The following is a 22,916-nucleotide window of genomic DNA, read 5'->3' as shown; positions in this document are numbered from 1 at the left end:
CGTTTTCGTGGTTACCATGCGTTGTAGCTGGCGATGCGTCCTGTTACTGAATTGATCGGACACAAGCGCGATCGGAGCTAAGATGTATACAGCGGGCCGGCTCGGGCTCGTTTGAAGGCAGGACGGGATGGTATATCGGCGCCGCAGATCCACGCAGATGCAGGCCGCAACCGAATCGGTTGCCGTGGCCCCGACTGCGCCGGTCGCGCGCCCGGCCAAGCCGCGCGCGCGCATGATGCGTCAATATGACCTCGTCGAGCGCGTCAGGTCCTACAATCCCAACACCAACGAAGACCTGCTGAACCGCGCCTATGTCTACGCCATGAAGGCGCACGGCTCGCAGACCCGCGCCTCGGGCGATCCGTATTTCTCGCACCCGCTCGAAGTGGCAGCGATTCTCACCGACCTCAAGCTCGACGACGCCACCATCGTGGCCGCGCTGCTCCACGACACCATCGAGGACACCGAAGCGACGCGGGCCGAGATCGACCAGATCTTCGGGCCGGAGATCGGCGCGCTGGTCGAGGGTCTGACCAAGCTGAAGCGGCTCGAGCTGGTGTCGCGGGAGGCCAAGCAGGCCGAGAACCTGCGCAAATTGTTGCTGGCCATTGCTGACGATGTCCGTGTGCTCCTGGTCAAGCTCGCCGATCGCCTGCACAACATGCGCACGCTGGATTTCGTGCCGACGGAATCGCGCAGGCGCATCGCCGAGGAGACGCTCGACATCTATGCGCCGCTGGCGGGCCGCATGGGCATGCAGGAAATGCGCGAGGAGCTGGAGGATCTGTCCTTCCGCACCCTCGATCCCGAAGCCTATTCGGTGGTGATGCAGCGGCTCGACGCGCTCGCCGAGCGCAACCGCAATCTGATCGGCGAGATCGAGGACCAGCTCTCGAACAATCTGCGCCACCGGGGCTTAGGGGCGCGGGTCTATGGCCGCCGCAAGAAGCCGTTCTCGATCTGGACCAAGATGGAGCGCAAGTCGGTCGGCTTCGAGCAATTGTCCGACATCTTCGGCTTCCGCCTCGTCGTCAACGACATCGAGGCCTGCTATCGCGCGCTCGGGATCGTCCACACCACCTGGCCGGTCGTGCCGGGACGCTTCAAGGACTACATCTCGACGCCGAAGCAGAACGACTATCGCTCGATCCACACCACGGTGATCGGCCCCGGCAACCAGCGCGTCGAGCTGCAGATCCGCACGGAGGCGATGGACCAGATCGCCGAGCGCGGCATCGCCGCGCATGTGTTCTACAAGGAGGGCGTCGGCTCGCCGACCGAATTCCTCAAGCGCGAATCCAATGCGTTCGCGTGGCTGCGCCACACCATCGGCATCCTCTCGGAAAGCGCCAATCCGGAGGAATTCCTCGAGCACACCAAGCTCGAGCTGTTTCACGACCAGGTGTTCTGCTTCACCCCGAAGGGCAAGCTGATCGCGCTGCCGCGCCACGCCAACGTGATCGACTTCGCCTATGCCGTGCACACCGACGTCGGCAACAGCGCGGTCGGCTGCAAGATCAACGGCCAGTTCGCGCCGCTGTCCTCGGAGCTTCAGAACGGCGACGAGGTCGAGGTGCTGACCTCGGAAGCGCAATCGGCGCCGCCCTCGGCCTGGGAGACGCTTGCGGTCACCGGCAAGGCGCGCGCCGCGATCCGCCGCGCCACCCGGACGGCGGTGCGCGATCAATACGCCGGTCTCGGCCGGCGCATCGTGGAGCGCCTGTTCGAGCGCGCCAAGATCGAATACGCCGACGACAAGCTCAAGGGCGCGCTGCCGCGGCTCGCGCGCACCTCGATCGAGGACGTCATGGCGGCGGTGGGGCGCGGCGAGATCAAGGCCTCCCACGTCGCGCGTGCGATGTACCCCGACTACAAGGAGGAGCGCATCGCGCGCTACGGCGTGAAGAAGGGGCTTGCCGCCAAGCTCAAGGAGAAGTCGTCGGAGCCGCCGCGCAGCCCGGTCGCGATCCCGATCCGCGGCATCAATTCCGACCTGCCGATCAAGTTCGCACCGAATGGCGGCGCTGTGCCGGGCGATCGCATCGTCGGCATCGTGACGCCGGGAGAGGGCATTACGATCTACCCGATCCAGGCGCCGGCGCTGAAGGATTTCGAGGAGGAGCCGGAGCGCTGGCTCGACGTCCGTTGGGACATCGAGGACTCCGCGCCGCAGCGCTTTCCGGCCCGCATCAAGGTCGAGAACGTCAACGAGCCCGGCGCGCTGGCGCAGATCGCGACCGTGATCGCCGAGCACGACGGCAATATCGACAACATCAGCATGCAGCGCCGCTCGCCTGATTTCACGGAGACGACGATCGATCTCGAAGTCTACGATCTCAAGCACCTCAGCGCGATCCTGGCCCAGCTGCGCGCGAAGGCGGTCGTCGCCAAAGTCGAACGTGTTAATGGATAGGCTTCCTCCGCAGCCGTCCGTCCCTCCGATTTCGTGAGTTCTGAAATGCCCGCTTCGAAGCTTCGCCTCGGCGTCAATATCGATCACGTCGCAACCGTGCGTAACGCGCGCGGCGGCCGCCATCCCGATCCGGTGCGCGCGGCGCTGCTGGCGATCGAAGCCGGCGCCGATGGCATCACCGCCCATTTGCGGGAGGATCGCCGCCACATCCGCGACGAGGACATGGCGCGGCTGAAGGCCGAGATCTCCAAGCCGCTCAATTTCGAGATGGCGGCGACCGACGACATGATGCGCATCTCGCTCGCCACCAAGCCGCACGCGGTGTGCCTGGTGCCGGAGCGCCGGCAGGAAGTGACCACTGAAGGTGGGCTGGATGTGGTCGGCCAGCACAACGCGCTCGCGCCCTATATCGCGCGACTGAACGATGCCGGCATTCGGGTCTCCCTGTTCATCGCCGCCGATCCCGCCCAGATCGAGATGGCGGCGCGGCTGCGCGCGCCTGTTATTGAGATCCATACCGGCGCCTGGTGCGATGCCGTCGTCGACGGCCACACCGCCAAGGCCGAGGCCGAATGGCAGCGGATCGTGGCGGGCGTGAAGCTGGCGAAGGCGGCCGGGCTCGAGGTTCATGCCGGGCACGGGCTCGACTATGCGACGGCGGAGACGATTGCCGCCCTTCCAGAGATCATGGAGCTCAACATCGGCTACTACATGATCGGCGAAGCACTGTTCGTCGGTCTTGCCGAGACGGTGCGCAGCATGCGCGCGGCGATGGACCGCGGCCGGAGCCGGGCATGATCATCGGCGTCGGCTCCGACCTGATCGACATCACCCGCGTCGCCAAGGTGATCGAGCGCCACGGCGAGCGTTTCCTCGACCGCATCTTCACCGCGGCCGAGCGGGCCAAGGCGGAGCGGCGGGCCAAGAACGAGAAGATGGTGGTGGCGACCTACGCCAAGCGCTTCGCCGCCAAGGAGGCCTGCTCCAAGGCGCTCGGCACCGGGATCCGGCGCGGCGTCTGGTGGCGCGACATGGGGGTGGTCAACCTGCCGGGCGGGCGGCCGACCATGCAGCTGACCGGCGGGGCGCTGGCCCGGCTCCAGACCCTGACCCCGGAGGGGTTCGAGGCGCGGATCGACCTGTCGATCACCGACGATTGGCCGTTGGCGCAGGCCTTCGTGATCATTTCGGCCGTCCCGCTGCCGAAACCCTGAGGGGGCCCCGGCGATTTTATGATTTGTGTTTTAAATCAATGCCTTATTCAGTTTTGATGCGATCCTTGATTGCGTGGCCTCCGACAACCGTCTAAAAGTCCGCGGACGCAAATCAGCTTGGGCGAATTCGGCTTTACGCCGGAATTGGCCCTCACTATCAGAATCAGGACAATCTCCTTGCGCCGCGAACCGGTGGGCCGTTCGCGGGAGGAGGGCGCTCTGTGATCGCCGGCCGGAATTGAGAGAGCAATGAGCGTGACTTCAGGAACGAAAACTGAGAGCGGCGTCGGTGAGACGATCCGGGTCGTGATCCACGCTCTCCTGATCGCGCTGGTGATCCGCACGTTCCTGTTCCAGCCCTTCAATATCCCGTCCGGCTCGATGAAGGCGACGCTGCTGGTCGGCGACTATCTGTTCGTCTCGAAATATTCCTACGGCTACAGCCACTATTCGATTCCGTTCTCGCCGCCGCTGTTCTCCGGGCGGATCTGGGGCTCCGATCCGAACCGCGGCGACATCGTCGTGTTTCGGCTGCCGAAGGACGATTCCACCGATTACATCAAGCGGGTGATCGGCCTTCCAGGCGACCGCATCCAGATGCGGGACGGGCTGCTCTACATCAACGACACGCCGGTCGAGCGGCAGCGCATGAGCGAATATGTCGGCGAGGAGCCCTGCGGCTCGGAAGGTGGCGGTATCTCCCGCGTGAAGCGCTGGAAGGAAACACTGCCGAACGGCGTGTCCTATGAGACGCTCGACTGCGCTGACAACGGCTACGTGGACAACACCAACGTCTACACTGTGCCGGCCGGCCATTTCTTCATGATGGGCGACAACCGCGACAATTCCACCGACAGCCGCTTCCTCGGCCAGGTCGGCTATGTGCCGCAGGAGAATCTGATCGGCCGCGCCCAGATGATCTTCTTCTCCATCGCCGAAGGCGAGCATGCCTGGATGTTCTGGCGCTGGCCGTGGGCGGTGCGCTGGAATCGGTTCTTCAAAATCGTCCGATGAAAGACGAAGCCAAGGACATCGCGATCCAACCGACCGAGGCGCAAGCCGCTCCTGAGAGCGAAGCTGCAGCGAAGACGCCTGCAAAGAAGAAGCGGACGAGGAGCAGCAAGGCCAAGGGCACCGATGCCAACGCGGCGCTCGAGGCGCGCATCGGCCACAGCTTCGTCGACCCGAATATGCTGATGCAGGCGATCACGCATGTCTCGGCGCTGAAGTCCGGGCGCAAGCGCGGCGACAGCTATCAGCGCCTGGAATTCCTCGGCGACCACGTCCTCGGGCTCGTCGTCTCCGACATGCTCTATCATGCCTTCCCGAACGCCGACGAAGGCGAGCTGTCCAAGCGTCTTGCCGAGCTCGTGCGCAAGGAAAGCTGCGCCGACGTCGCCAAGTCGCTTGGTCTGCTCGACGACATCAAGCTCGGCTCGGTCGGCTCCAGCGCCGACGCGCGCCTGCGCAAGTCCATCCTCGGCGACATCTGCGAGGCCGTGATCGGCGCCATCTTCCTTGACGGCGGCCATGCGGCGGCCGCCGAATTCGTCAAGCGCAACTGGACCGAGCGCATGCACAAGCCGCGCCGTCCCTTGCGCGATCCCAAGACCGTGCTGCAGGAATGGGCGCAGGGCAAAGGGCTGCCGACGCCGGTTTACCGCGAGGTCGAGCGCACCGGCCCGCACCACGATCCGCAATTCCGCGTCGCGGTGGACCTGCCGGGGCTCGCGCCGGCCGAGGGCATCGGCGGCAGCAAGCGCGCGGCAGAGAAAGTAGCAGCTTCAGTGATGATCGAACGTGAAGGCGTTGGCGGCGGCAATGACGGCTGAAACAAGCGGCGAGGCGCCCACTGCCACGCGCTGCGGCTTCGTTGCGCTGATCGGCGCGCCGAACGTCGGCAAGTCCACGCTGGTCAACGCGCTGGTTGGCGCCAAGGTCACGATCGTTTCGCGCAAGGTGCAGACCACGCGCGCGCTGATCCGCGGCATCGTGATCGAGAACAACGCGCAGATCATCCTGGTCGACACGCCCGGCATCTTCCTGCCCAAGCGCCGGCTCGACCGCGCCATGGTCTCGACCGCCTGGAGCGGGGCGCATGATGCCGATCTCGTCTGCGTGCTGCTCGACGCCAAGACCGGGATCGACGAGGAAGCCGAGGCGATCCTCACCAAGGCGGCCAGCGTCAATCACGAGAAGATCCTGGTGATCAATAAGGTCGATCTGGTCCAGCGCGAGAAACTGCTGGCGCTGGCGCAGGCCGCCAACGAGCGCATGAAGTTCGCGAGGACCTTCATGATCGCGGCGATCTCGGGCGACGGTGTCGACGATATCCGCAAGACGCTGTCCGAGATGGTGCCGCCGGGTCCGTTCCTCTATCCCGAGGACCAGATGTCGGACGCGCCGATGCGGCAGCTGGCGGCCGAGATTACGCGCGAAAAAATCTATCAGAAGCTGCACCAGGAATTGCCCTACCAGTCCACGGTCGAGACCGACAAGTGGGAGGAGCGCAAGGACAAGTCGGTGCGGATCGAGCAAACGATCTTCGTCGAGCGCGAGAGCCAGCGCAAGATCGTGCTCGGCAAGGGCGGCGCCACCATCAAGTCGATCGGCGCGGACTCGCGCAAGGAGCTGATGCAGATCCTGGACGTGCCGGTGCATCTGTTCCTGTTCGTCAAAGTGCGCGAGAATTGGGGCGACGATCCCGATCGCTACCGCGAGATGGGCCTGGACTTTCCGAGAGAATAACCAAGAACAGATCGGTATCCGATGAGCGTGCCCAGCAATGTCCGGCGCTTCGAAGCGCTGCTCTATGCATCGTTGATGCTGGATGCCTTGTCCGTTGCGGTGCAGGATCGCACGCCCAGTGCCGAGGTGACCGAGCAGATGATCATGACGGGGACCTTGCTCGCCGGCGGCATGATCCTGCTGCTGGTCTACTTCGTCAGGCTCGCCGCGCATGAGCGGAAGAACTGGCCGCGCTGGGTGCTGGCGGCGGCGCTCGTGCTGTCGGTGATCTCGCTTGGCCAGATCATCGGCCAGAAGGGCCTGGAGCTCGACAGCGCCATCGAGATCGTTTCCTGCGCGCTGACGACGGTAGGCCTGTATTTCTCCTTCAGCGGCGACGCGCAGGGCTGGTTCAACGCGTGAGGTTGCGCGGTGCCGTAGGGTGGGCAAAGGCGCGCCCTTGCGCGCCGTGCCCACCATCTCGCGCCGTCGATCAAATTGGTGGGCACGCTTCGCTTTGCCCACCCTACGGCAGCTTTAAATGCGCTAAACTTCCTTCATGGAATGGACCGACGAAGGCATCGTGCTGGGCGTGCGGCGGCATGGCGAAAGCAGCGCCATCGTCGAGCTGTTGACGCGCGCGCACGGCCGCCATCTCGGCCTCGTCCGCGGCGGCGCCGGCTCGCGGATGCGGCCCTTGCTGCAGCCGGGGAACAGCGTCAGCGCGGTATGGCGAGCGCGGCTCGACGAGCATCTCGGCACCTACGCCATCGAAGGGCTTAAGCTGCGCGCGGCGGCGCTGCTGGGTTCGTCCCATGGCGTCTACGGCGTCACCCATCTCGCCTCGATTGCGCGCCTCTTGCCGGAGCGCGATCCGCATGAGGAGATCTTCGCGCTGCTCGAGCATTCGCTCGACGATTTCGAGGATATCGGTGGTGCAGCCGTGCACCTCATCCATTTCGAGCTGGCGATGCTCGCCGAGCTCGGCTTTGGGCTGGCCCTCGAAAACTGTGCCGTGACCGGCGAGACCACCGACCTGATCTATGTCTCGCCGAAATCCGGCGGCGCGGTGTCGCGCGGCGCTGGCGAGCCGTGGCGTGACCGCCTGTTGCGCCTGCCGCCGTTTCTGCGCCAAGGCGAAACCGCAAGCGACCTCACCGAGCAGGATCTCCAGGACGGTTTTCGGCTCACCGGCCTGTTCCTGCTGCGCCATGTGCTGGAGCCGCGCGGGCAGGGCCATTCCGACGCGCGCGCGGGCTTCATCAACGCCTTGATCCGTCAGCAGGCGAAGGCGGCGATTCCCGCGCCATGAGCGGAGCGGGACTCTGCCTTGCCTCCGGATATGGAGTTCCGGCGGAACGAAGTAGGGCTGGTTGAGTTCGCTTCCTCAGGTTCCATAGCGGGGACAGCCTAAATGTTGATCAGAGGATTCGCCTTGTCCGCGGCGCTGCTCACGTTTGCGCCTGATGCAATGGCCGGCGAGCCGCAACCCGGCGTGTTTCGCCGGGCGTCCTGCACGGTCGTCCGGTATTATGTGGCGAAATATTCTGCTGCGGCCGCAGAGACATGGGCGAGGTCGAAGGGAGCGACGGAGGCCGAAATCGAGGCCGCCCGGCGGTGCCTGACCAATGCGCCGGCGCCTGCCCAAACGCCTGGTGGGACCCAGACCCAGACCGTGACAGCCGGCTGGGCGGGGCATTAGGCGCCCACAGGGAACCAATCCATCCTTGCCCGATTCGCTTCCACGGTTTAACCGGGCGGCATGGGAAAACGAATCGTTCCGCCGGAAGAACCGGCCGAAATTCACGAGGTGCCGCTGCGTGAAGCGCTCGAGGAGCGTTATCTCGCCTATGCGCTCTCCACCATCATGCACCGCGCGCTGCCCGACGCGCGCGACGGCCTGAAGCCGGTTCACCGGCGCATCCTCTACGGCATGCGCCTGCTCAGGCTCGACCCCGGCACGGCCTTCAAGAAATCAGCCAAAATCGTCGGCGACGTGATGGGCTCGTTCCATCCGCACGGCGACCAGGCGATCTACGACGCCATGGTGCGCCTCGCGCAGGACTTCTCCTCGCGCTACCCGCTGGTCGACGGCCAGGGCAATTTCGGCAATATCGACGGCGATAATCCCGCCGCCTACCGCTACACCGAAGCGCGCATGACCGACGTCGCGCGGCTTCTGCTCGACGGCATCGACGAGGACGGCGTCGAGTTCCGCGCCAATTACGACGGCCAGTCGAAGGAGCCGGTCGTGCTGCCCGGCGGCTTCCCGAACCTGCTCGCCAACGGTGCGCAGGGCATCGCGGTCGGCATGGCGACCTCGATCCCGCCGCACAACGCCGCCGAGCTTTGCGAAGCCGCGCTGCATCTGATCGAGAAGCCCGACGCCAAGTCCAAGGCGCTGATGCGGTGGGTCAAGGGCCCGGATTTCCCGACCGGCGGCATCTGCGTCGATTCCAAGCAGGCCATCGCCGAAGCCTACACCACCGGCCGCGGCTCGTTCCGCGTTCGCGCGCGGTGGGAGCAGGAGGAGGGCGCGCGAGGCGCCTGGGTCGTCGTCGTCACCGAGATTCCCTTCCTGGTGCAGAAGTCGCGGCTGATCGAGAAGGTCGCCGAGCTGCTCGACCAGAAAAAGCTGCCGCTGGTCGGCGACATCAGGGACGAGTCGGCCGAAGACGTCCGCATCGTCATCGAGCCGAAATCGAAGAACGTCGATCCCGCGCTGATGATGGAATCGCTGTTCCGTCTCACCGAGCTCGAAAACAAGATTCCGCTGAACCTCAACGTGCTGATCAAGGGCCGCGTGCCCAAGGTGGTGGGTCTTGCGGAGTGCCTGCGCGAATGGCTCGACCATCTGCGCGACGTCCTGATCCGCCGCAGCAACTACCGCAAGGCGCAGATCGAGCACCGGCTGGAAGTCCTCGGCGGCTTCCTGATCGCCTATCTGAACATCGACAAGGTCATCAAGATCATCCGCACGGAGGATGAGCCGAAGCCGGCGTTGATGAAGGAGTTCAAGCTCACCGAGGTGCAGGCCGAAGCCATCCTCAACATGCGGCTGCGCTCCTTGCGCAAGCTCGAGGAGATGGAGATCCGCACCGAGGACAAGAACCTCCGTGCCGAGCTCAAGGGCATCAACGCGGTGCTCGCTTCGGAAGCCGAGCAGTGGAAGAAGGTCGGCGAGCAGGTCGGCAAGGTCCGCGACATGTTCGGACCGAAGACGCCGCTCGGCAAGCGCCGCACCACCTTTGCCGATGCGCCCGAGCACGATCTCGCCGCGATCGAGGAGGCCTTCGTCGAACGCGAGCCGGTGACGGTCGTCGTCTCCGACAAGGGCTGGATCCGCACCATGAAGGGCCATGTCGAGGATCTCTCGGGCCTTGCCTTCAAGCAGGACGACAAGCTCGGCTTCGCCTTCTTCGCCGAGACGACCTCGAAGCTGCTGCTGTTCGCCACCAACGGCAAATTCTACTCGCTCGACGTCGCCAAGCTTCCGGGCGGCCGCGGCCACGGCGAGCCGATCCGCCTGTTCATCGACCTCGAGCAGGAGGCCGCGCCGGTCGCGCTGTTCGTCAACAAGGGTGGGCGCAAATTCCTGGTCGCGAGCCACGAGGGCCAGGGCTTTGTCGTCAACGAGGACGATTGCGTCGGCACCACCAAGAAGGGCAAGCAGGTCCTCAACGTCGACATGCCGAACGAGGCGCGCACGGTCACCGAGGTGATCGGCGACACCGTTGCGGTCATCGGCGAGAACCGCAAGATGCTGATCTTCCCGCTCGACCAGGTGCCGGAGATGGCGCGCGGCCGCGGCGTCCGCCTGCAGAAGTACAAGGACGGCGGTCTCTCCGACGTTGCCGTGTTCGAGGCCAAGGCGGGTCTGACCTGGAAGGACTCCGCGGGCCGCGAATTCTCGGCGACCATGAAGGAGCTCAGCGAGTGGCAAGGCACCCGCGCCGACGCCGGCCGCCTGCCGCCGAAGGGTTTCCCGAAGTCGAACAAGTTCGGCAAGGTGATCGGGTAGGGCTCGTGTCCCGGACGCGCTGCACACTCCGCGCGGTCTGATACCGTTCGCCAGGCCGGTGTTCTGGAATGTCGAGAAATAACGCGATGTACGATGTCATAGTTGTCGGCGGCGGCTCCGCTGGCGCGGCTGTTGCGGCGCGGCTGTCCGAGGATCCCGCCCGGCGCGTCTTGCTGCTGGAGGCGGGGCGCGACTGGCGCGCCGATGAGGCGCCTTGGGAGGTGCGGACGCCGAACCCGATCCCGATCATCCACAAGCGCGAGTACCAGGAGAAATGGCAGTGGCCAGATCTCTTGTCGCGTCGCGTCGCCGGGCAGGAGCCGCGCTTCTACTGGCGCGGCAAGGGGCTTGGCGGCTCCTCGATGATGAACGGCCAGATCGCGATCCGCGGCGTTGCCGATGCGTTCGACGAATGGGCCGCCCATGGCTGCACCGGCTGGTCGGCCAGCGAGGTAATGCCGCTCTTCTCGGTGATCGAGGACGATTTTGAATTCGGCGCCGCCGAAGGCCATGGCCGCGGCGGACCGCTGCCGGTCTATCGCGCGCCGCCCGAGACCTGGGGCGCGATCGATCGCGGCTTGCGCGATGCCGCGCTCGCCAGCGGTTATCCCTGGTGCGCCGACCTCAACGGCCCCGACGGCGAGGGTGTCGCCTGCTATCCCATCAACAGCCGCGATGGTTGCCGCATCAGCACCAATGAGGGTTATCTCGAGCCGGCGCGAGGCCGCGCCAATCTGGAAATCCGCGGTTATGCGCTGGTCGATCGCATCCTGATCAGCGATGGCCGCGCCACCGGCGTCCGTGTCCATATCGAAGGGCAGGGCACTCACGAGATCAGTGCGCGGCAGATCGTGCTGTGCGCCGGTGCGATCCACAGCCCGGCGATCCTGCTGCGCTCGGGCATTGGCCCTGCCGAGGAATTGAAGGCGATGGGAATTGGCGTCGCCCGCGACCTCCCGGTCGGCCGCCACTACTTCGATCACCCGCTGTTTCGCACGACGATTCAGCTTCGTGAGGAGCTGCGTCCCACCGACCCCGACACCCGTCACACCAATTGCTGCGTGACCTATTCCTCGGGCCTCGCCGAGGGCGGCAAGCGCGACATGATCCTGATCGCCTTCAATCATCGCGGCATCGGTAATCCCGGGGCGATCGGCGCGGGCCTGTTCAACGCCTATTCGCGCGGCACGCTGAAGCTGGCCTCGACCGATCCGGCGATCGATCCCGTCGTCGAGGAGAACATGCTCGCCGATCCCCGCGACATGCTGCGCATGATGGATGCGGTGAGGCGGCTCGCCGTGATCACGTCGCAGCCGGCGCTGGCGGGCATCGCGGACTGGATTCGGCTCGCCGACACCGATCTGACGCTGCCGCAGGCGGCAGCGCTGCCGGATCATGAACTCGATGCGGTGCTGCGCCGTGAGACCGGCGACATCCAGCACGCCGCCGGCAGTTGTCGCATGACCGGCGCCGGCGAGCCCGACGGCGTGGTCAATCCTGACGGCAGCGTGAAAGGCATTGCGGGCTTGCGCGTCGCCGACGCCTCGATCATGCCGTCCGACTGCCGCGCCAACACGCATTTCACCACGGTGGTGATCGGCGAAGCGATCGTGCGGATGATGATGCGGTAGTTTGGCCGCGCCATGAGGTGCGAGTGGCGCGATGCAAAAGCATCGCGCCGCGAGCCTCGAAGGATGAACGGCCGAGATGCTTCGATATCTTGGCAGCGCCAGCCGGGCCGTCGCCCTTCCAGGGCCGCTGAAGAAGCGGCCACCTCAGGGTGACGGTGATGGATGGGAACGCACCGCTTGCTTCGCTACGCTCGCAACGACCGAGCAAGTGGCGGGACCTTGCTCATCAGTTCACAGACCGACCGCACTTCCCTATCTCTCGAGGTCGCTAACACAATCCACGATCTTGAGATTATCGACGACACGATCTCTGGTTACGAGAGTCGAGTTTCGCGAGCGCCAGGGAGCCGCAGAACCTGTTGCGCGTTTCGCACCAGACTAGGTCTGGATCGCTGCTACACCATTGTTCATCACCGGCGTATAACCGCCTCAAGCACTTCACGTGCGGTGAGCACGCTTCGATACCCATTTGCCTACGATGCAAGATTCCAGTTGCGCAGTGCTTTATTTTGGTTGTGAGGGTCCCACTCATGACAAGGCACCTTTCGAAGCGCATTGTGACCGATGTGCTTGTCGTCGCCGTATCTGTGGTGACCATCACGATTGCAGCGACATCGTTGGGCAAGTCCGTTGTTGCTGGGATTGCCGCTTCTATTCCGGGTCCATTTCATCTTGCGACGGAAAGGATGCTTGCCGGTGCCGGGCCGAGCAAGCCGAAACTCGCTCGCGCGCAGACAGGTTGTCGGCTTCGATCTGCACCTTTGCAATGGAACGCGGACGAGATTTTCGCGCCGCCTGCCGCTCCTCCACGATGAATTGCCACCCCGATTGAGCGGGTGGCAAGAAGGAAGCGGCCCGTGTCGAACCCCTGGCAGCACGCAGGCATGCGGCGGGTGCCCTCGGCCATGTCGAAGATCTTGGCTGGCTGTGAGGTAGCTTACAGCCTTCGCTCTTGGTGCGGGATAGGTTTGAGAAGGCTCTAAAACTCTGACGGAGGCATCAAGCAGGCGCACCATCGCCTTCTCGCGGCGCGTCTCGCCCGAGTCTTGCTCCAGGTGCCGCCCTCGACAAAGACAAGGGCGCAGGGAAGGCCGGGCGCCGGCTGGCACCCGAGATCCGTGCGCGAGCGAAATGCACACGGGGGGACCACAGGTGTTGCCGGTCGCCCGGCCTTCCCTGCGCGAATGGTTTTAACGGTGTCCTTCGTGCTCTCCTCGGGGAGCGTTGCACTATTGCCCCCGTCGCCTTGCGGATAGTCGATGCGCGTGCCGGTCGGCCACACATCACCGCCAAGGCTTGACGCCAGAACCCCGGGCGCCGGGACCACACGACTTCTCCGTCCGCGCACGTCCTCGCTGGGACTTCGAAGGGTGGCGTGTGCTCGCCCCCGAAGCCATACGAAGACGCTGTCGGCGTCGTGTCGTTTGCGCGAAGCCATTGCTCACGGTGTCCCGCCCTGCAATGCCCGCTCGCGCCCGACGCCGTCGCGTCCATCGCTACCCAGCCCGCGGTTCGTGACGATCGCGATCCGCCCCTTGTCTCGGGCCAGGGTGAGCAGTGTGTACGACAAATCCGAATTTCGGTAAAGTGGAATATTTTGCGAGGTAGGGCTTGACAGGCGGCTTGGTCAAACTGACCGGGCTGTTTTGCCCGACGGGCGCGCTGCGACGAGCTTTTCCTTGAGGACGGGTGCTCGTGAATGACAGCTTCCAAGAGCAAGACGGAAGTCGCCCAGCTTGGTCATCATCGACGGCTTATGACCCATTGCTGCCGTCAGCCATCTACTTGCGCGCAAGAAAAACGTTAGAGGGTTCGACCTCGATCAGGAAAGCGTCGTTGGCGAGGCTCGGCACCCCGATCCAGGTTGCGCAGGGCGGGTTCTCGCCGAACGCCGCCCTGAGAGCGGTGGTGATCGCTCCACTTTCATGCATGTGACTTAGCCTGATGTAGAGTCGGAGTGAGCCGACGTCATCGAGCGTCGCGCCAACCGATGCCAATGCGACAGCCAGGTTTTCTAGGCTCTTTTCAAGTTGACGCCCGATGTCACCGGCACCGACGATGTTTCGATCGGCATCCCAAGCGACCTGGCCGGACACATTTACCACGTCACCGAACGGCGTCCGAATGACTGTAACCTGAGCAAAACCATACGGCCGGCTATCAAAGAGCCCTGCAGCAACATGGACGGATCGGGTCATTGGGGCTCCTTGTTTTTTGCCGCGGTCAACGGCGCAACTGCGACGAATAGAACATACGAACGCGACAAGCGACACTTCGGCTCCTGGCTCGACTGAGAAATCCTCACGGCCGAATCGACGTCTGCCATCCGTGGTAGTTCAGACCAGATTTGCTCTCAGCGAGACTTTCGGCCTTTGACCCGTAGCCGTCTTGCACGATGCCCCGCAATTGCGACGCAGCAATTGCCGCCTCAGCAGGTGCGACGACCATCGATGCGTGATACGCTGCGTCACCTCGTCCTCAAGCTGCGATGAGGATCGAATGAAGCGGCGGGAGTTCATAGCGGGTACTGCGGCGCTGCTCGTTTCGCCGAGACGTTCGTGGGCGCAGGGTAGACACCATCGACTTGGCTTCCTTGCTATAGGTGATGGGAGCGGGCGGGCCCTCAATCAAGCCGAGCTTGCGTTATTTGATGGGCTGCAAAAGCACGGCTGGATCGATGGAAGAAACCTGATTGTCGAGTATCGTTTTTCCCAACCCCCAGACCGACTGCCAGCTTCAGTTGCCGACCTGATTGCTCTCAGTCCCGATGTGCTCGTCGCTGCGGCGCCGCGGGCAACCACAGCCCTGAAATCCGCAACTGCCACCATCCCAATCGTATTCGTGGCAGTGTTCGATCCCGTGGGGCTTGGCCTCGTGCAAAGCCTATCGCGTCCAGGCGGCAATATAACGGGTCTCGCGACCTCCGCAGGGGTAACAATCGGAAAGCAAATCGAAATCCTCCGCGAACTAGTGCCCGGCGCTTCGAAAATCGCGCTCTTAGTCAATCCGGGCAATCCAATGCACAGGCTGATATTAGTCGAGGAGGTTCCTCCCACAGCCCGGAACCTGGGCGTGGCTCTGCCGATAGTGGAGGCGACCTCGGCTGAGCAGCTCGATACCGCCTTTGCCTCAGCCGCCGCCCAGCGCCCCGATGCAATGATCGTTCTTGGCGACCCTCTGACTGTAGTCCAGGGCCCCCGAATTGTTGCGCTCGCGGCGAAACATCGTTTGCCCGCTATTCATCTCTCACGAGAATTCGCGAATGGCGGATTGGTCGTTTATGGCCCCGATATAGCCGATCTGTTCCGCCGTGCAGGCGGTTACGTCAATAAGATCCTCAAAGGCACGAAGCCTTCCGATCTGCCGGTCGAGCAGCCGACCAAATTCCAGCTAGTGATCAACATGAAGACTGCCAAAGCGCTCGGCGTCACCGTGCCGACCTCGTTGCTCCTTCGCGCGGATGAAGTGATTGAATAGAATTTGCTGCGCTGCATGAGTCCGGATATGACCCTTAGCAGCTGATGGCTCGAACCCGTGTCAGTTCGGCTTTCAGAGGCAATCCCGACGGCAATCCAGGATGGCGTTTATTGCTGCTTTTGGCTCGTTGCGGCCCACCGGCATCTAGCCTGGGGGCGGGTGCAGTTATGCCATTTTTCACGCGCGGTTTCCGCTGATCCGCCGCGCCGTACTTCATCTTCTCTAAAATCTTTCCAATACCGATAGGTGCAAAACAGCCCGTACAGCCAAAGAAAGACGAGCACCAGAACAAGCGGACCAATCAAGCCTTTCGCGAACTCGGTTGGATCGAGAATCTTCAGCAAGAAAATCAAGGCGAGACATAGGGCTCCAGCAACCGCAAAGACTCGCGCTCGTAACCGCCAAACTCGGACTTCCTCTGAAACAGTCATCCCTCTTCCTTAGGCGTACGTACGCTCTCGCGCCGAGCCGGTAGGGCGAAAGCCAGGAGGCTCATTGGGGAGACCGAAAGCAACCAGCCTACCATTCCAAATGGCACTCGTGACCCGAACGGGACATCGGGGGGCCCACAGTGCGGCTGGCAAGGCTGCGCCAATGGATCAGGAACAGGCCAGAGTTTCGCTCGACAATGCGGCAGCGAACGTCATCCAAGCTTGAGACCTCGCCGCCATTGGCGACCGGATTGGGGTTCCTAACCTTGGGACGAAATCAAAACCTGCCAGATCTGATCCGACCGCGTGGGGGCCGGCCGATCAGTTCAGACGGCACTCACGATCGGAAATCGCTGATCTAGTCGGCGTTATAGGCCACCTCGCCCTTCCCAGTAGGTGGGCGTCCCGTAATACCGGTGGGTTTGGGTCTCCCAATTTCGATCTTCCCAGGAGTCATCGCTAAACTCAGGCGCGTCCCTCAGCTGTTGCTCCGTGATATTGGTTCGGAAGCCTTCAAGTGACGTGTCATACGTCAGAGCGCCCCAGGGAATGGGGTAATGGCTGTGACCCAAGCCGACAAATCCGCCGAAGCTCATAACGGCATAAGCCACGCGACCTGACACCTTGTCGATAATTAGGTGATCAATCTCACCGATATTCTTTCCATCTGCTCCATACACCTCGGTTCCTTGAATGTCTTCGCTTGAGATGCAGTGATGATCCGGATGGGCTGTTGCGCGGGCCATGACTTTTTCTCCTTCATGGGGTAGGTGGTTTGTCGGCTTAACTCTGCCGCTCCGAGGGTGTTCCTGCGTTAGGCGTAACGGTCGTAGCGCCGATGACCAGCCTGGCGACGCTGACATGGACTTTAAGAGCTCAAACAGAGGGACGACGATGAGGCGCAGATCTGGCGACGACCGGCGGGGTCGCTTCGCGCCGCTTTGCGACGCAATATTTCGTAGCAAAGCGAATAGAAATCCTCCGGGAATTGGTGCCCGGGGCCTCGCAAATCGCGATCCTGGTCAATCCCGACAACCCGATGCATAAGCTGTTGTTGGCCGATGAGGTGCCCAGTACGGCGCGCAACCTCGGCGTGGCTCTACCGATAGTTCAGGCGACCACGGCCGAGTGCGATGCACGAGTCTCTTGTTGGCCCAAAGCCGCCATGCAGCCGCGTCGGCTTCGATGTCGCCTTCCAACAGCAAACCGGACCAACGAACCGACGAGTACGTGCCTCAAATCACCCCCGCCAGCCTTAGCGCCACGCCCGCCGCGCAGCTGCCCGCCAGCACCGTCAGCATGCCCAGCTTGAGCCGGAAGATCGCCGTTGCTGCTGCGATCGCCAGCAGCAGCGCCGGCAAATCGACGCTTCTCAGCACCGGCATATCGAAGTTCAGCGGAAACGCATGCACCGGCACGGTCTCGCGGAACAGCGTGTGGAGCGCGAACCAGATCGAGAGGTTGAGGATCACGCCGACGACGGCGGCGGTGATCGCACTGAGCGCGCCGGCGAGGCCGGTGTTGCCGCGCAGGCGCTCGATATAGGGGGCGCCGACGAAGATCCAGAGGAAGCACGGCGTGAAGGTGACCCAGGTCGCGAGCAATCCGCCGAGCGTCGCCGCCAGCATCGGCGACAGGCCGCTCGGGTCGCGATAGGCCGCCATGAAGCCCACGAACTGGAGCACCATGATCAGCGGCCCCGGCGTGGTCTCGGCCATGCCGAGGCCGTCGAGCATCTCGTGCGGCTTCAGCCAGTGATAGTGCTCGACGGCCTGCTGGGCGACATAGGCCAGCACCGCATAGGCGCCGCCGAAGGTGACCAGCGACATTTTCGAGAAGAACAGCGCGATCTGGCTGAAGACGTTGCCTTGCCCGAGCACCAGGAGCAGTGCGATGACAGGCACCAGCCAGAGCGCCAGCCACAGTGCGCCGACCCGGATCGCGCGCGCGATGTTGGGTTTGACGTGGTCGGGCACGGCTTCGCCGAGCATGCTGTCGATCGCGGCGCCGCTAGCGCCATGGCCGTGATCGGCCGGCGCGAATTCGGCGCGGCCGCTTCGCGCGCCGGCATAACCGATAAGGCCGGCGGCGATGATGATGATCGGGAAGGGCACTGCGAAGAAGAAGATCGCGACGAAGGCGATTGCCGCGAGCGCGATCATGATGCGGTTCTTCAGCGCGCGCTTGCCGACGCGTACCACGGCCTCGATGACGATGGCGAGCACGGCGGCCTTGAGGCCGAAGAACAGCGCCTCGACGAAGCTGACGTTGCCGAAAGCCGCGTAGATGTAGCTGAGGCCCATGATGGCGATGATGCCGGGCAGGATGAACAGCCCCCCCGCCATCAGCCCGCCGGCAGTGCGATGCATCAGCCAGCCGACATAGGTGGCGAGCTGCTGCGCCTCCGGTCCCGGCAACAGCATGCAGTAATTCAGGGCATGCAGGAAACGGCCTTCGGAGATCCACTTCTTCTCCTCGACCAGGATGCGGTGCATCACCGCGATCTGGCCCGCGGGCCCGCCGAAGCTCAGGCAGGCGACGCGAAGCCAGACGCGGAACGCTTCGTTGAAGCTGATGCCGTGACCGGCATCAGCTCCTGCTTGAACATTCCGCGTGTCCATTACGCCTTCACCTTGTTGGTCGGCCAGTTGTGGGTCTCGGTGGTGGCGTCGCGGCACCAGCGGTAGAAGGCATCGTAGAGCGTCATGCCGGCCTCGAGCTGCGCGAGGTCGTCGTCATACATCCGCGATAGCCCGAGCGAGGCCGCGAGCAGGCCGGGCGCCTCCGGGGCGAGGTCGGGCCGCGCGGTGTCGGCGCCGCGCACCAGCGTGGCCAGCCGCAGCAAAGGCGGCGTCGCAATGCCGAACTCCTCGATCATCACGTCGAAGGTGCAGAGCTCGCCGCGGTGACTCCAGAACACGTTCTCGATGTCGAAGGGGGCAGCATTGAATCGCTCGCCGACGGCGACCACCTCGGACGGCGCCACATACAGGAACACCGCATTGGGATCGACGAAGCGGCGGATCAGCCAGGGGCAGGCGATGCGGTCGACCTTCGGCCGCGCCCGCGTGACCCAGACCGTGCGCCCCTTGGCATCGCGCGGCGGCAGCTTGCGGGCGTCGACCAGCGGCAGCTTGGCCGCCTTCCAGCCCTCGAAGCCGCCCTCGAGAGTCTCGGCCTCCACGCCGAGCTGGCGGAGCCAGGCCGCCGTGCCCTGCGCGAGCTTCTCGCCGCGGAAGCACGAGACGACAGCCCGGCGGCCGGCGAAGTCGCCGCCCCAGTCGGTCACATTCTCGTGGCTGAGCTTGATAGAGCCGGGGATCAGCCGCCGGTCGGCGGCAAAATCCTCTTCAGTCCGCACGTCGATCAGGACAGGCGTGTTCGCCGTGCCGATCAACCGTGCCAATTTGTCAGACGATATGGTCGTGAATGTAGACATGATGCGTCCTCGCAAGAACCGAACGGGACGCGATGCTTGGGCGTGTCGCCTCGTGGGGAGATCGCTCAAATCCCCATGGCGCAGATTACATCGAAACTAAGAAGCACTGTCAATCCGCAGGACGATTGGACCTTCGAAAAGTGCTGCCCGCCGGTCTATACTGAACCCAGAAGACCTGAATCCCCTGGAGAATTCGATGCATTCCCATTCCATCGAACAATGGACCCATGACCACGCCTTTCTCGGCCAGAAGCACGACGAGAACGAGCGGCGCACCTGGTTCGTGGTCGTCCTGACGCTGGTCATGATGGTCGGTGAGATTGTCGCCGGCTCGCTGTTCGGTTCGATGGCGCTGCTCGCCGACGGCTGGCACATGGGCACGCATGCGGCCGCGCTCGGCATCGCCGCCTTCGCCTATCGTTTCGCGCGGCGGCATCTGGGCAATGCGCATTTCACCTTCGGCACCGGCAAGTTCGGCGATCTCGCCGCCTTCGCCAGCGCGATCATTTTGGGATTGATCGCGGTCGAGATCGCCTATGAGAGCGTGCTGCGGCTGATCAATCCGGTGCCGATCGTATATGGCGAGGCGATCGCGGTGGCCGTCCTCGGACTTTGCGTCAACCTCGCCAGCGCGTGGCTGCTGCAGGGCAGCCACGATCATCACCATCACGGCCATGATCACGGCCACAGCCATGCGCATGATGCCCACGGGGATCACGACCATGATCATCACGGCCATCACCACCATCACGACAACAACCTTCGCGCGGCCTATGTCCATGTCATGGCCGATGCCGCGACCTCGGTGCTGGCGATCGCAGCTCTTGCCGTCGCCATGTATTCGGGCTGGGTCTGGGCCGATCCGGCGGTCGGCCTGATCGGCAGCGTGGTGATCGCGAGCTGGGCGTTCGGCTTGATCAAGACGTCGGGCGCGGTGCTGCTCGACGTGCGCGCCGATGAGAAGCTGGAGCGGGTGATCCGGGCGCGCATGGAGGTCGGCGACGACCGCGTCACTGATCTGCACCTGTGGCAGGTCGGTCCCGGCCATTGCGCCGTGCTGCTCTCGGTGGTGTCCGACAAGCCGAAGCAGCCGGCCGTCTACAAGCAGCGGCTCGCCGAGCTGAAGGGCCTTAGCCACGTCACGGTGGAGGTCGAGACCTGCCTGCATTGACGTGAACCGCGCGAGCGGAATTCTGCGATGCGGCCGGGATTGATCCTCGGTCGCAGCCCGCATGGCTGTACCGGAGGAACAATGATGCCCAGGATCACGTTCGCTGTCGCCCTCGCTGCGCTCGCTCTGTCCGGCCCCGCGGCGCTGGCGCAATCGGAAAAGGCCGGCGTCGAGAAGCTCTATGTGCTCAACTGCGGCGAGGGCACCGCAGGTGATATCTCGCGCTGGACGCCCGGCCTGAACGAAGGCAAGTCGATGGACTTCGTCGACACCTGCTACCTCGTCAAGCACAGCAAGGGCTGGTTCCTGTGGGACACCGGCATCGCCGATTCCGTCGCGAGCATGCCCGACGGCCTCGTGCCCGCCGATCCCAAGGCCGTCACCTGGCGCCGGCCGAAGACGCTTGCCGCCCAGCTCGAACAGCTTGGGCTGAAGCCCGATGACGTCAAGGCGATGGCCGTCTCGCACACGCACCCCGACCACACCGGCAATGTCGAGCTGTTCCCGCAGGCCACGCTCTACGTGCAGAAGGCCGAATATGACTGGCCCGGCGCCAACAACCAGCCGCGCTTCAAGCCATCGCACCCGGTCGAGCTGCTCAACGGCGACAAGGACGTGTTCGGCGATGGCAGCGTGACCATCCTGTCGACGCCCGGCCACACGCCCGGGCATCAGTCGCTGCTGGTGAAACTGCCGAAGACCGGCGCGGTGGTGCTGTCGGGCGACGCCGTCCATTTTAGGGATAATTGGGACAACCGCCGCGTGCCCAGCATGAACGTCGACAAGGACCAGACCGCGGCCTCGATGCAGAAGATCGCCGACACCCTGGCCAAGGAGAAGGCGCAGCTCTGGATCAACCACGACAAGGCCCAGCGCGACAGCCAGAAGCTGGCGCCGGAGTTTTACGACTAAGGCGGATCAGCCTTTTGGTGCCGTCACTGTGGGCGGGCTCGCGTCCGGCGTCTTCTTCGGCTTGAGGGTGCCGGCGTAGAATGAGACCAGCCAGATCAAGAGAACGGCGAGGAGGTAGACGCCCCAGGCCTGCGGCGGGGTGGTGGCCCAGCGCAGGAGGCTTTTGAATGTGCGGGGCGGGCCAGCGTCCTCGGTCATGGCCTGCTTGTGCGCGAAACCTCGGGCATGGTCAATCCGGCCGCGGCTTGGTGCGGATCAGGAACAACGCCGCCAGCGCCGAGAGGCTGAGCGCGGACGAGACGATCAGCACCTTGGCGCCCATGAGGTCGATCAGCAGGCCGAAGGTCAGCGGCGCCACCGCCTGCGCCATCCGTGCCGGCGCGCCGATGATGCCGAGACGGTAGCCGAAATCCTTCGGGCCGAAGATCGAGAGCGGCAGCGTGCCGCGCGCGATCGTCAAAATGCCGTTGCCCGAGCCGTGGAACAGCGCGAACGCGCTCGCCGCGGCGCCGCCGAAGATCGCCACGATCACTGCGCCGATCGGGTGGGTGAGGCAGGCAAGCCGGGTCGACCACAGTGGATGGAAGCGGCTGAGGAAGCCGGCTTCCAGGATGCGCGCGCCGACCTGGGCCGGGCCGATCAGCGCGCCGGCGGCGATCGCCTCGACCGGCGTTGCGCCTGTCGTCTCGAGGATGCGCGGGAAATGCGCGGCCATGGCGCCGGTGACGGTCCACACCGCCGCGAAGATGAAGGCGAGCAGGACCATGGTGCGGTCGAGCGGCAGATGCGGCTTCTCGGCCGCCGCCGCCTGCCTGGCGCCCTTGATCGTCGGCAGCATGAAGAAGTTGAGCGGCAGGCCGATCAGGATGTTGGCAGCGGCCCAGGCAAAGCAGGTCTCGCGCCAGCCGATATGGGACAGGCCCCAGGCCGTGAGCGGCCAGCCGACGGTGGAGGCGAAGCCCGCCATCAGCGTGATGCCAGTGATGGGCCTGCGCGCCTCGGTGCCGTAGATGCGCCCCAGCGCGGCGAAGGCGGCGTCGTAGAGCCCCATCGCCATGCCGATGCCGAGCACGAGCCAGGCGAACACCATCACCGGGACGGAATGTGCGAAGCCAAGCAGCGCGAGGCCGGCGGCAATGGTCAGGTTCGAAGCCGACAGCACCTGCCGGCCGCCGACGAGATCGATCTGACGGCCGATGCGCGGGCCGAGCATCGCCGAGATCACCAGCGAGGCCGAGAACGCGCCAAAGATCCAGTTGGAAGAGACGCCGAGGTCACGCGCCATGGGATCGGCGATCAGCGCCGGCAGATAATAGCTGGACGCCCAGGCCAGGGTCTGCGTGGTGCCGAGCGCCAGGATGATCGGAAGCTGGCGCTGGCTCATATTCCTGTATTTCTGGTCGGCAGTGACATCGGTTCCATTTGCAGCCGGCACGACAGCGCGTCAACCGCGCCTGTGGCATATTCGACCTGCTGCGGG

General features: G+C 64.2%; 21 protein-coding genes. 14 read left to right on the top strand and 7 right to left on the bottom strand.

The genetic code is table 11. The features are described from left to right. The first annotated feature begins 127 nt into the window (after window positions 1–127). From BM190_RS18790 to BM190_RS18740, 11 genes are all read left to right on the top strand, one after another. Window positions 128–2,413 carry a RelA/SpoT family protein gene (locus BM190_RS18790; RefSeq protein ID WP_018320008.1) on the top strand — a complete coding sequence of 762 codons (2,286 nt, stop codon included), beginning with the start codon at window positions 128–130 and terminating at the stop codon, window positions 2,411–2,413. 45 nt (window positions 2,414–2,458) lie between these two features. After that, window positions 2,459–3,211 carry a pyridoxine 5'-phosphate synthase gene (locus tag BM190_RS18785; RefSeq protein ID WP_018320009.1) on the top strand — a complete coding sequence of 251 codons (753 nt, stop codon included), beginning with the start codon at window positions 2,459–2,461 and terminating at the stop codon, window positions 3,209–3,211. Then, the gene (acpS, locus tag BM190_RS18780) at window positions 3,208–3,627 is read left to right on the top strand and encodes a holo-ACP synthase (protein ID WP_018320010.1); all 420 of its coding nucleotides are present in this window, start codon (window positions 3,208–3,210) and stop codon (window positions 3,625–3,627) included. Before BM190_RS18785 ends, acpS begins: the two co-directional genes overlap by 4 nt. 249 nt (window positions 3,628–3,876) lie before the next feature. Next, window positions 3,877–4,641 (top strand): signal peptidase I, encoded by a 765-nt coding sequence (lepB, locus tag BM190_RS18775; RefSeq protein ID WP_018320011.1) that lies wholly within the window; start codon window positions 3,877–3,879, stop codon window positions 4,639–4,641. Continuing rightward, the gene (gene rnc / locus BM190_RS18770; protein ID WP_092257559.1) at window positions 4,638–5,459 is read left to right on the top strand and encodes a ribonuclease III; all 822 of its coding nucleotides are present in this window, start codon (window positions 4,638–4,640) and stop codon (window positions 5,457–5,459) included. Before lepB ends, rnc begins: the two co-directional genes overlap by 4 nt. Further along, window positions 5,449–6,375 (top strand): GTPase Era, encoded by a 927-nt coding sequence (gene era / locus BM190_RS18765; protein ID WP_092257556.1) that lies wholly within the window; start codon window positions 5,449–5,451, stop codon window positions 6,373–6,375. Before rnc ends, era begins: the two co-directional genes overlap by 11 nt. Before the next feature lie 21 nt (window positions 6,376–6,396). Further along, window positions 6,397–6,777, top strand: coding sequence for a hypothetical protein (locus tag BM190_RS18760; protein ID WP_092257553.1), 381 nt, complete (start codon window positions 6,397–6,399; stop codon window positions 6,775–6,777). Window positions 6,778–6,913: 136 nt separating this feature from the next. Further along, on the top strand, window positions 6,914–7,666 hold the full coding sequence (recO, locus tag BM190_RS18755) for a DNA repair protein RecO (RefSeq protein ID WP_092257550.1): 753 nt from the start codon (window positions 6,914–6,916) through the stop codon (window positions 7,664–7,666). A gap of 102 nt (window positions 7,667–7,768) precedes the next feature. Further along, window positions 7,769–8,056: a hypothetical protein gene (locus tag BM190_RS18750; RefSeq protein WP_092257547.1), complete on the top strand. Its 288-nt coding sequence runs from the start codon at window positions 7,769–7,771 to the stop codon at window positions 8,054–8,056. 60 nt (window positions 8,057–8,116) lie between these two features. Beyond that, complete coding sequence (parC, locus tag BM190_RS18745) at window positions 8,117–10,375, top strand: DNA topoisomerase IV subunit A (protein ID WP_018320017.1); 2,259 nt, start codon at window positions 8,117–8,119, stop codon at window positions 10,373–10,375. A gap of 86 nt (window positions 10,376–10,461) precedes the next feature. Beyond that, window positions 10,462–12,006 (top strand): GMC family oxidoreductase, encoded by a 1,545-nt coding sequence (locus BM190_RS18740; protein ID WP_092257543.1) that lies wholly within the window; start codon window positions 10,462–10,464, stop codon window positions 12,004–12,006. A gap of 1,781 nt (window positions 12,007–13,787) precedes the next feature. Here the strand turns inward: BM190_RS18740 and BM190_RS18730 are convergent. Next, complete coding sequence (locus tag BM190_RS18730) at window positions 13,788–14,204, bottom strand: RidA family protein (protein ID WP_092257540.1); 417 nt, start codon at window positions 14,202–14,204, stop codon at window positions 13,788–13,790. Window positions 14,205–14,505: 301 nt separating this feature from the next. Here BM190_RS18730 and BM190_RS18725 point away from each other — a divergent pair, with 301 nt between their 5' ends. Continuing rightward, entirely contained in the window at window positions 14,506–15,483 is a 978-nt protein-coding gene (locus BM190_RS18725) for an ABC transporter substrate-binding protein (RefSeq protein WP_092257537.1), read from the top strand. 107 nt (window positions 15,484–15,590) lie between these two features. On the opposite strand, the gene BM190_RS39640 is transcribed toward BM190_RS18725, so the two are convergent. The 4 genes from BM190_RS39640 to BM190_RS18710 all read right to left on the bottom strand — a co-directional run bounded on the left by BM190_RS39640 (window position 15,591) and on the right by BM190_RS18710 (window position 19,353). Then, window positions 15,591–15,914 (bottom strand): hypothetical protein, encoded by a 324-nt coding sequence (locus tag BM190_RS39640; RefSeq protein ID WP_143109059.1) that lies wholly within the window; start codon window positions 15,912–15,914, stop codon window positions 15,591–15,593. Between the two features lie 368 nt (window positions 15,915–16,282). Continuing rightward, window positions 16,283–16,660 carry a PRC-barrel domain-containing protein gene (locus tag BM190_RS18720; protein ID WP_092257534.1) on the bottom strand — a complete coding sequence of 126 codons (378 nt, stop codon included), beginning with the start codon at window positions 16,658–16,660 and terminating at the stop codon, window positions 16,283–16,285. A 489-nt stretch (window positions 16,661–17,149) separates the two neighbouring features. Continuing rightward, window positions 17,150–18,535 carry a chromate efflux transporter gene (gene chrA / locus BM190_RS18715; RefSeq protein ID WP_092257531.1) on the bottom strand — a complete coding sequence of 462 codons (1,386 nt, stop codon included), beginning with the start codon at window positions 18,533–18,535 and terminating at the stop codon, window positions 17,150–17,152. Then, a complete protein-coding gene (locus BM190_RS18710; RefSeq protein ID WP_026202293.1) occupies window positions 18,535–19,353 on the bottom strand; it encodes a chromate resistance protein ChrB domain-containing protein in 819 nt (272 codons plus the stop codon). The genes chrA and BM190_RS18710 overlap by 1 nt, the downstream gene beginning before the upstream one ends. Window positions 19,354–19,549: 196 nt before the next feature. Between BM190_RS18710 and dmeF the strand changes: the two genes are divergently transcribed. Both dmeF and BM190_RS18700 read left to right on the top strand, forming a co-directional pair. Then, complete coding sequence (gene dmeF, locus BM190_RS18705; RefSeq protein WP_092257529.1) at window positions 19,550–20,524, top strand: CDF family Co(II)/Ni(II) efflux transporter DmeF; 975 nt, start codon at window positions 19,550–19,552, stop codon at window positions 20,522–20,524. A gap of 81 nt (window positions 20,525–20,605) precedes the next feature. Continuing rightward, window positions 20,606–21,436, top strand: coding sequence for an N-acyl homoserine lactonase family protein (locus BM190_RS18700; protein ID WP_092257526.1), 831 nt, complete (start codon window positions 20,606–20,608; stop codon window positions 21,434–21,436). 6 nt (window positions 21,437–21,442) lie between these two features. Here BM190_RS18700 and BM190_RS18695 read toward each other — a convergent pair whose 3' ends face one another. Then, the gene (locus BM190_RS18695) at window positions 21,443–21,634 is read right to left on the bottom strand and encodes a hypothetical protein (protein ID WP_092257523.1); all 192 of its coding nucleotides are present in this window, start codon (window positions 21,632–21,634) and stop codon (window positions 21,443–21,445) included. A gap of 31 nt (window positions 21,635–21,665) precedes the next feature. Beyond that, on the bottom strand, window positions 21,666–22,820 hold the full coding sequence (locus BM190_RS18690) for an MFS transporter (RefSeq protein WP_018320028.1): 1,155 nt from the start codon (window positions 22,818–22,820) through the stop codon (window positions 21,666–21,668). Between the last annotated feature and the right edge of the window lie 96 nt (window positions 22,821–22,916).

Origin of the sequence: Bradyrhizobium sp. Rc3b (assembly GCF_900114915.1) — a bacterium.
Lineage (GTDB): Bacteria > Pseudomonadota > Alphaproteobacteria > Rhizobiales > Xanthobacteraceae > Bradyrhizobium.
The sequence above is the reverse complement of the archived record's forward strand: the minus strand, read 5'-3'. Positions and strand labels throughout refer to the sequence as shown.

What these genes read in the sequence shown, in the direction of transcription:
- BM190_RS18790 (WP_018320008.1), top strand. Translation starts at nt 128, where the DNA reads ATGGTATATCGGCGCCGCAGATCCACGCAGATGCAGGCCGCAACCGAA.
- BM190_RS18785 (WP_018320009.1), top strand. Translation starts at nt 2,459, where the DNA reads ATGCCCGCTTCGAAGCTTCGCCTCGGCGTCAATATCGATCACGTCGCA.
- acpS (WP_018320010.1), top strand. Translation starts at nt 3,208, where the DNA reads ATGATCATCGGCGTCGGCTCCGACCTGATCGACATCACCCGCGTCGCC.
- lepB (WP_018320011.1), top strand. Translation starts at nt 3,877, where the DNA reads ATGAGCGTGACTTCAGGAACGAAAACTGAGAGCGGCGTCGGTGAGACG.
- rnc (WP_092257559.1), top strand. Translation starts at nt 4,638, where the DNA reads ATGAAAGACGAAGCCAAGGACATCGCGATCCAACCGACCGAGGCGCAA.
- era (WP_092257556.1), top strand. Translation starts at nt 5,449, where the DNA reads ATGACGGCTGAAACAAGCGGCGAGGCGCCCACTGCCACGCGCTGCGGC.
- BM190_RS18760 (WP_092257553.1), top strand. Translation starts at nt 6,397, where the DNA reads ATGAGCGTGCCCAGCAATGTCCGGCGCTTCGAAGCGCTGCTCTATGCA.
- recO (WP_092257550.1), top strand. Translation starts at nt 6,914, where the DNA reads ATGGAATGGACCGACGAAGGCATCGTGCTGGGCGTGCGGCGGCATGGC.
- BM190_RS18750 (WP_092257547.1), top strand. Translation starts at nt 7,769, where the DNA reads ATGTTGATCAGAGGATTCGCCTTGTCCGCGGCGCTGCTCACGTTTGCG.
- parC (WP_018320017.1), top strand. Translation starts at nt 8,117, where the DNA reads ATGGGAAAACGAATCGTTCCGCCGGAAGAACCGGCCGAAATTCACGAG.
- BM190_RS18740 (WP_092257543.1), top strand. Translation starts at nt 10,462, where the DNA reads ATGTACGATGTCATAGTTGTCGGCGGCGGCTCCGCTGGCGCGGCTGTT.
- BM190_RS18730 (WP_092257540.1), bottom strand. Translation starts at nt 14,204, where the DNA reads ATGACCCGATCCGTCCATGTTGCTGCAGGGCTCTTTGATAGCCGGCCG.
- BM190_RS18725 (WP_092257537.1), top strand. Translation starts at nt 14,506, where the DNA reads ATGAAGCGGCGGGAGTTCATAGCGGGTACTGCGGCGCTGCTCGTTTCG.
- BM190_RS39640 (WP_143109059.1), bottom strand. Translation starts at nt 15,914, where the DNA reads ATGACTGTTTCAGAGGAAGTCCGAGTTTGGCGGTTACGAGCGCGAGTC.
- BM190_RS18720 (WP_092257534.1), bottom strand. Translation starts at nt 16,660, where the DNA reads ATGGCCCGCGCAACAGCCCATCCGGATCATCACTGCATCTCAAGCGAA.
- chrA (WP_092257531.1), bottom strand. Translation starts at nt 18,535, where the DNA reads ATGGACACGCGGAATGTTCAAGCAGGAGCTGATGCCGGTCACGGCATC.
- BM190_RS18710 (WP_026202293.1), bottom strand. Translation starts at nt 19,353, where the DNA reads ATGTCTACATTCACGACCATATCGTCTGACAAATTGGCACGGTTGATC.
- dmeF (WP_092257529.1), top strand. Translation starts at nt 19,550, where the DNA reads ATGCATTCCCATTCCATCGAACAATGGACCCATGACCACGCCTTTCTC.
- BM190_RS18700 (WP_092257526.1), top strand. Translation starts at nt 20,606, where the DNA reads ATGATGCCCAGGATCACGTTCGCTGTCGCCCTCGCTGCGCTCGCTCTG.
- BM190_RS18695 (WP_092257523.1), bottom strand. Translation starts at nt 21,634, where the DNA reads ATGACCGAGGACGCTGGCCCGCCCCGCACATTCAAAAGCCTCCTGCGC.
- BM190_RS18690 (WP_018320028.1), bottom strand. Translation starts at nt 22,820, where the DNA reads ATGAGCCAGCGCCAGCTTCCGATCATCCTGGCGCTCGGCACCACGCAG.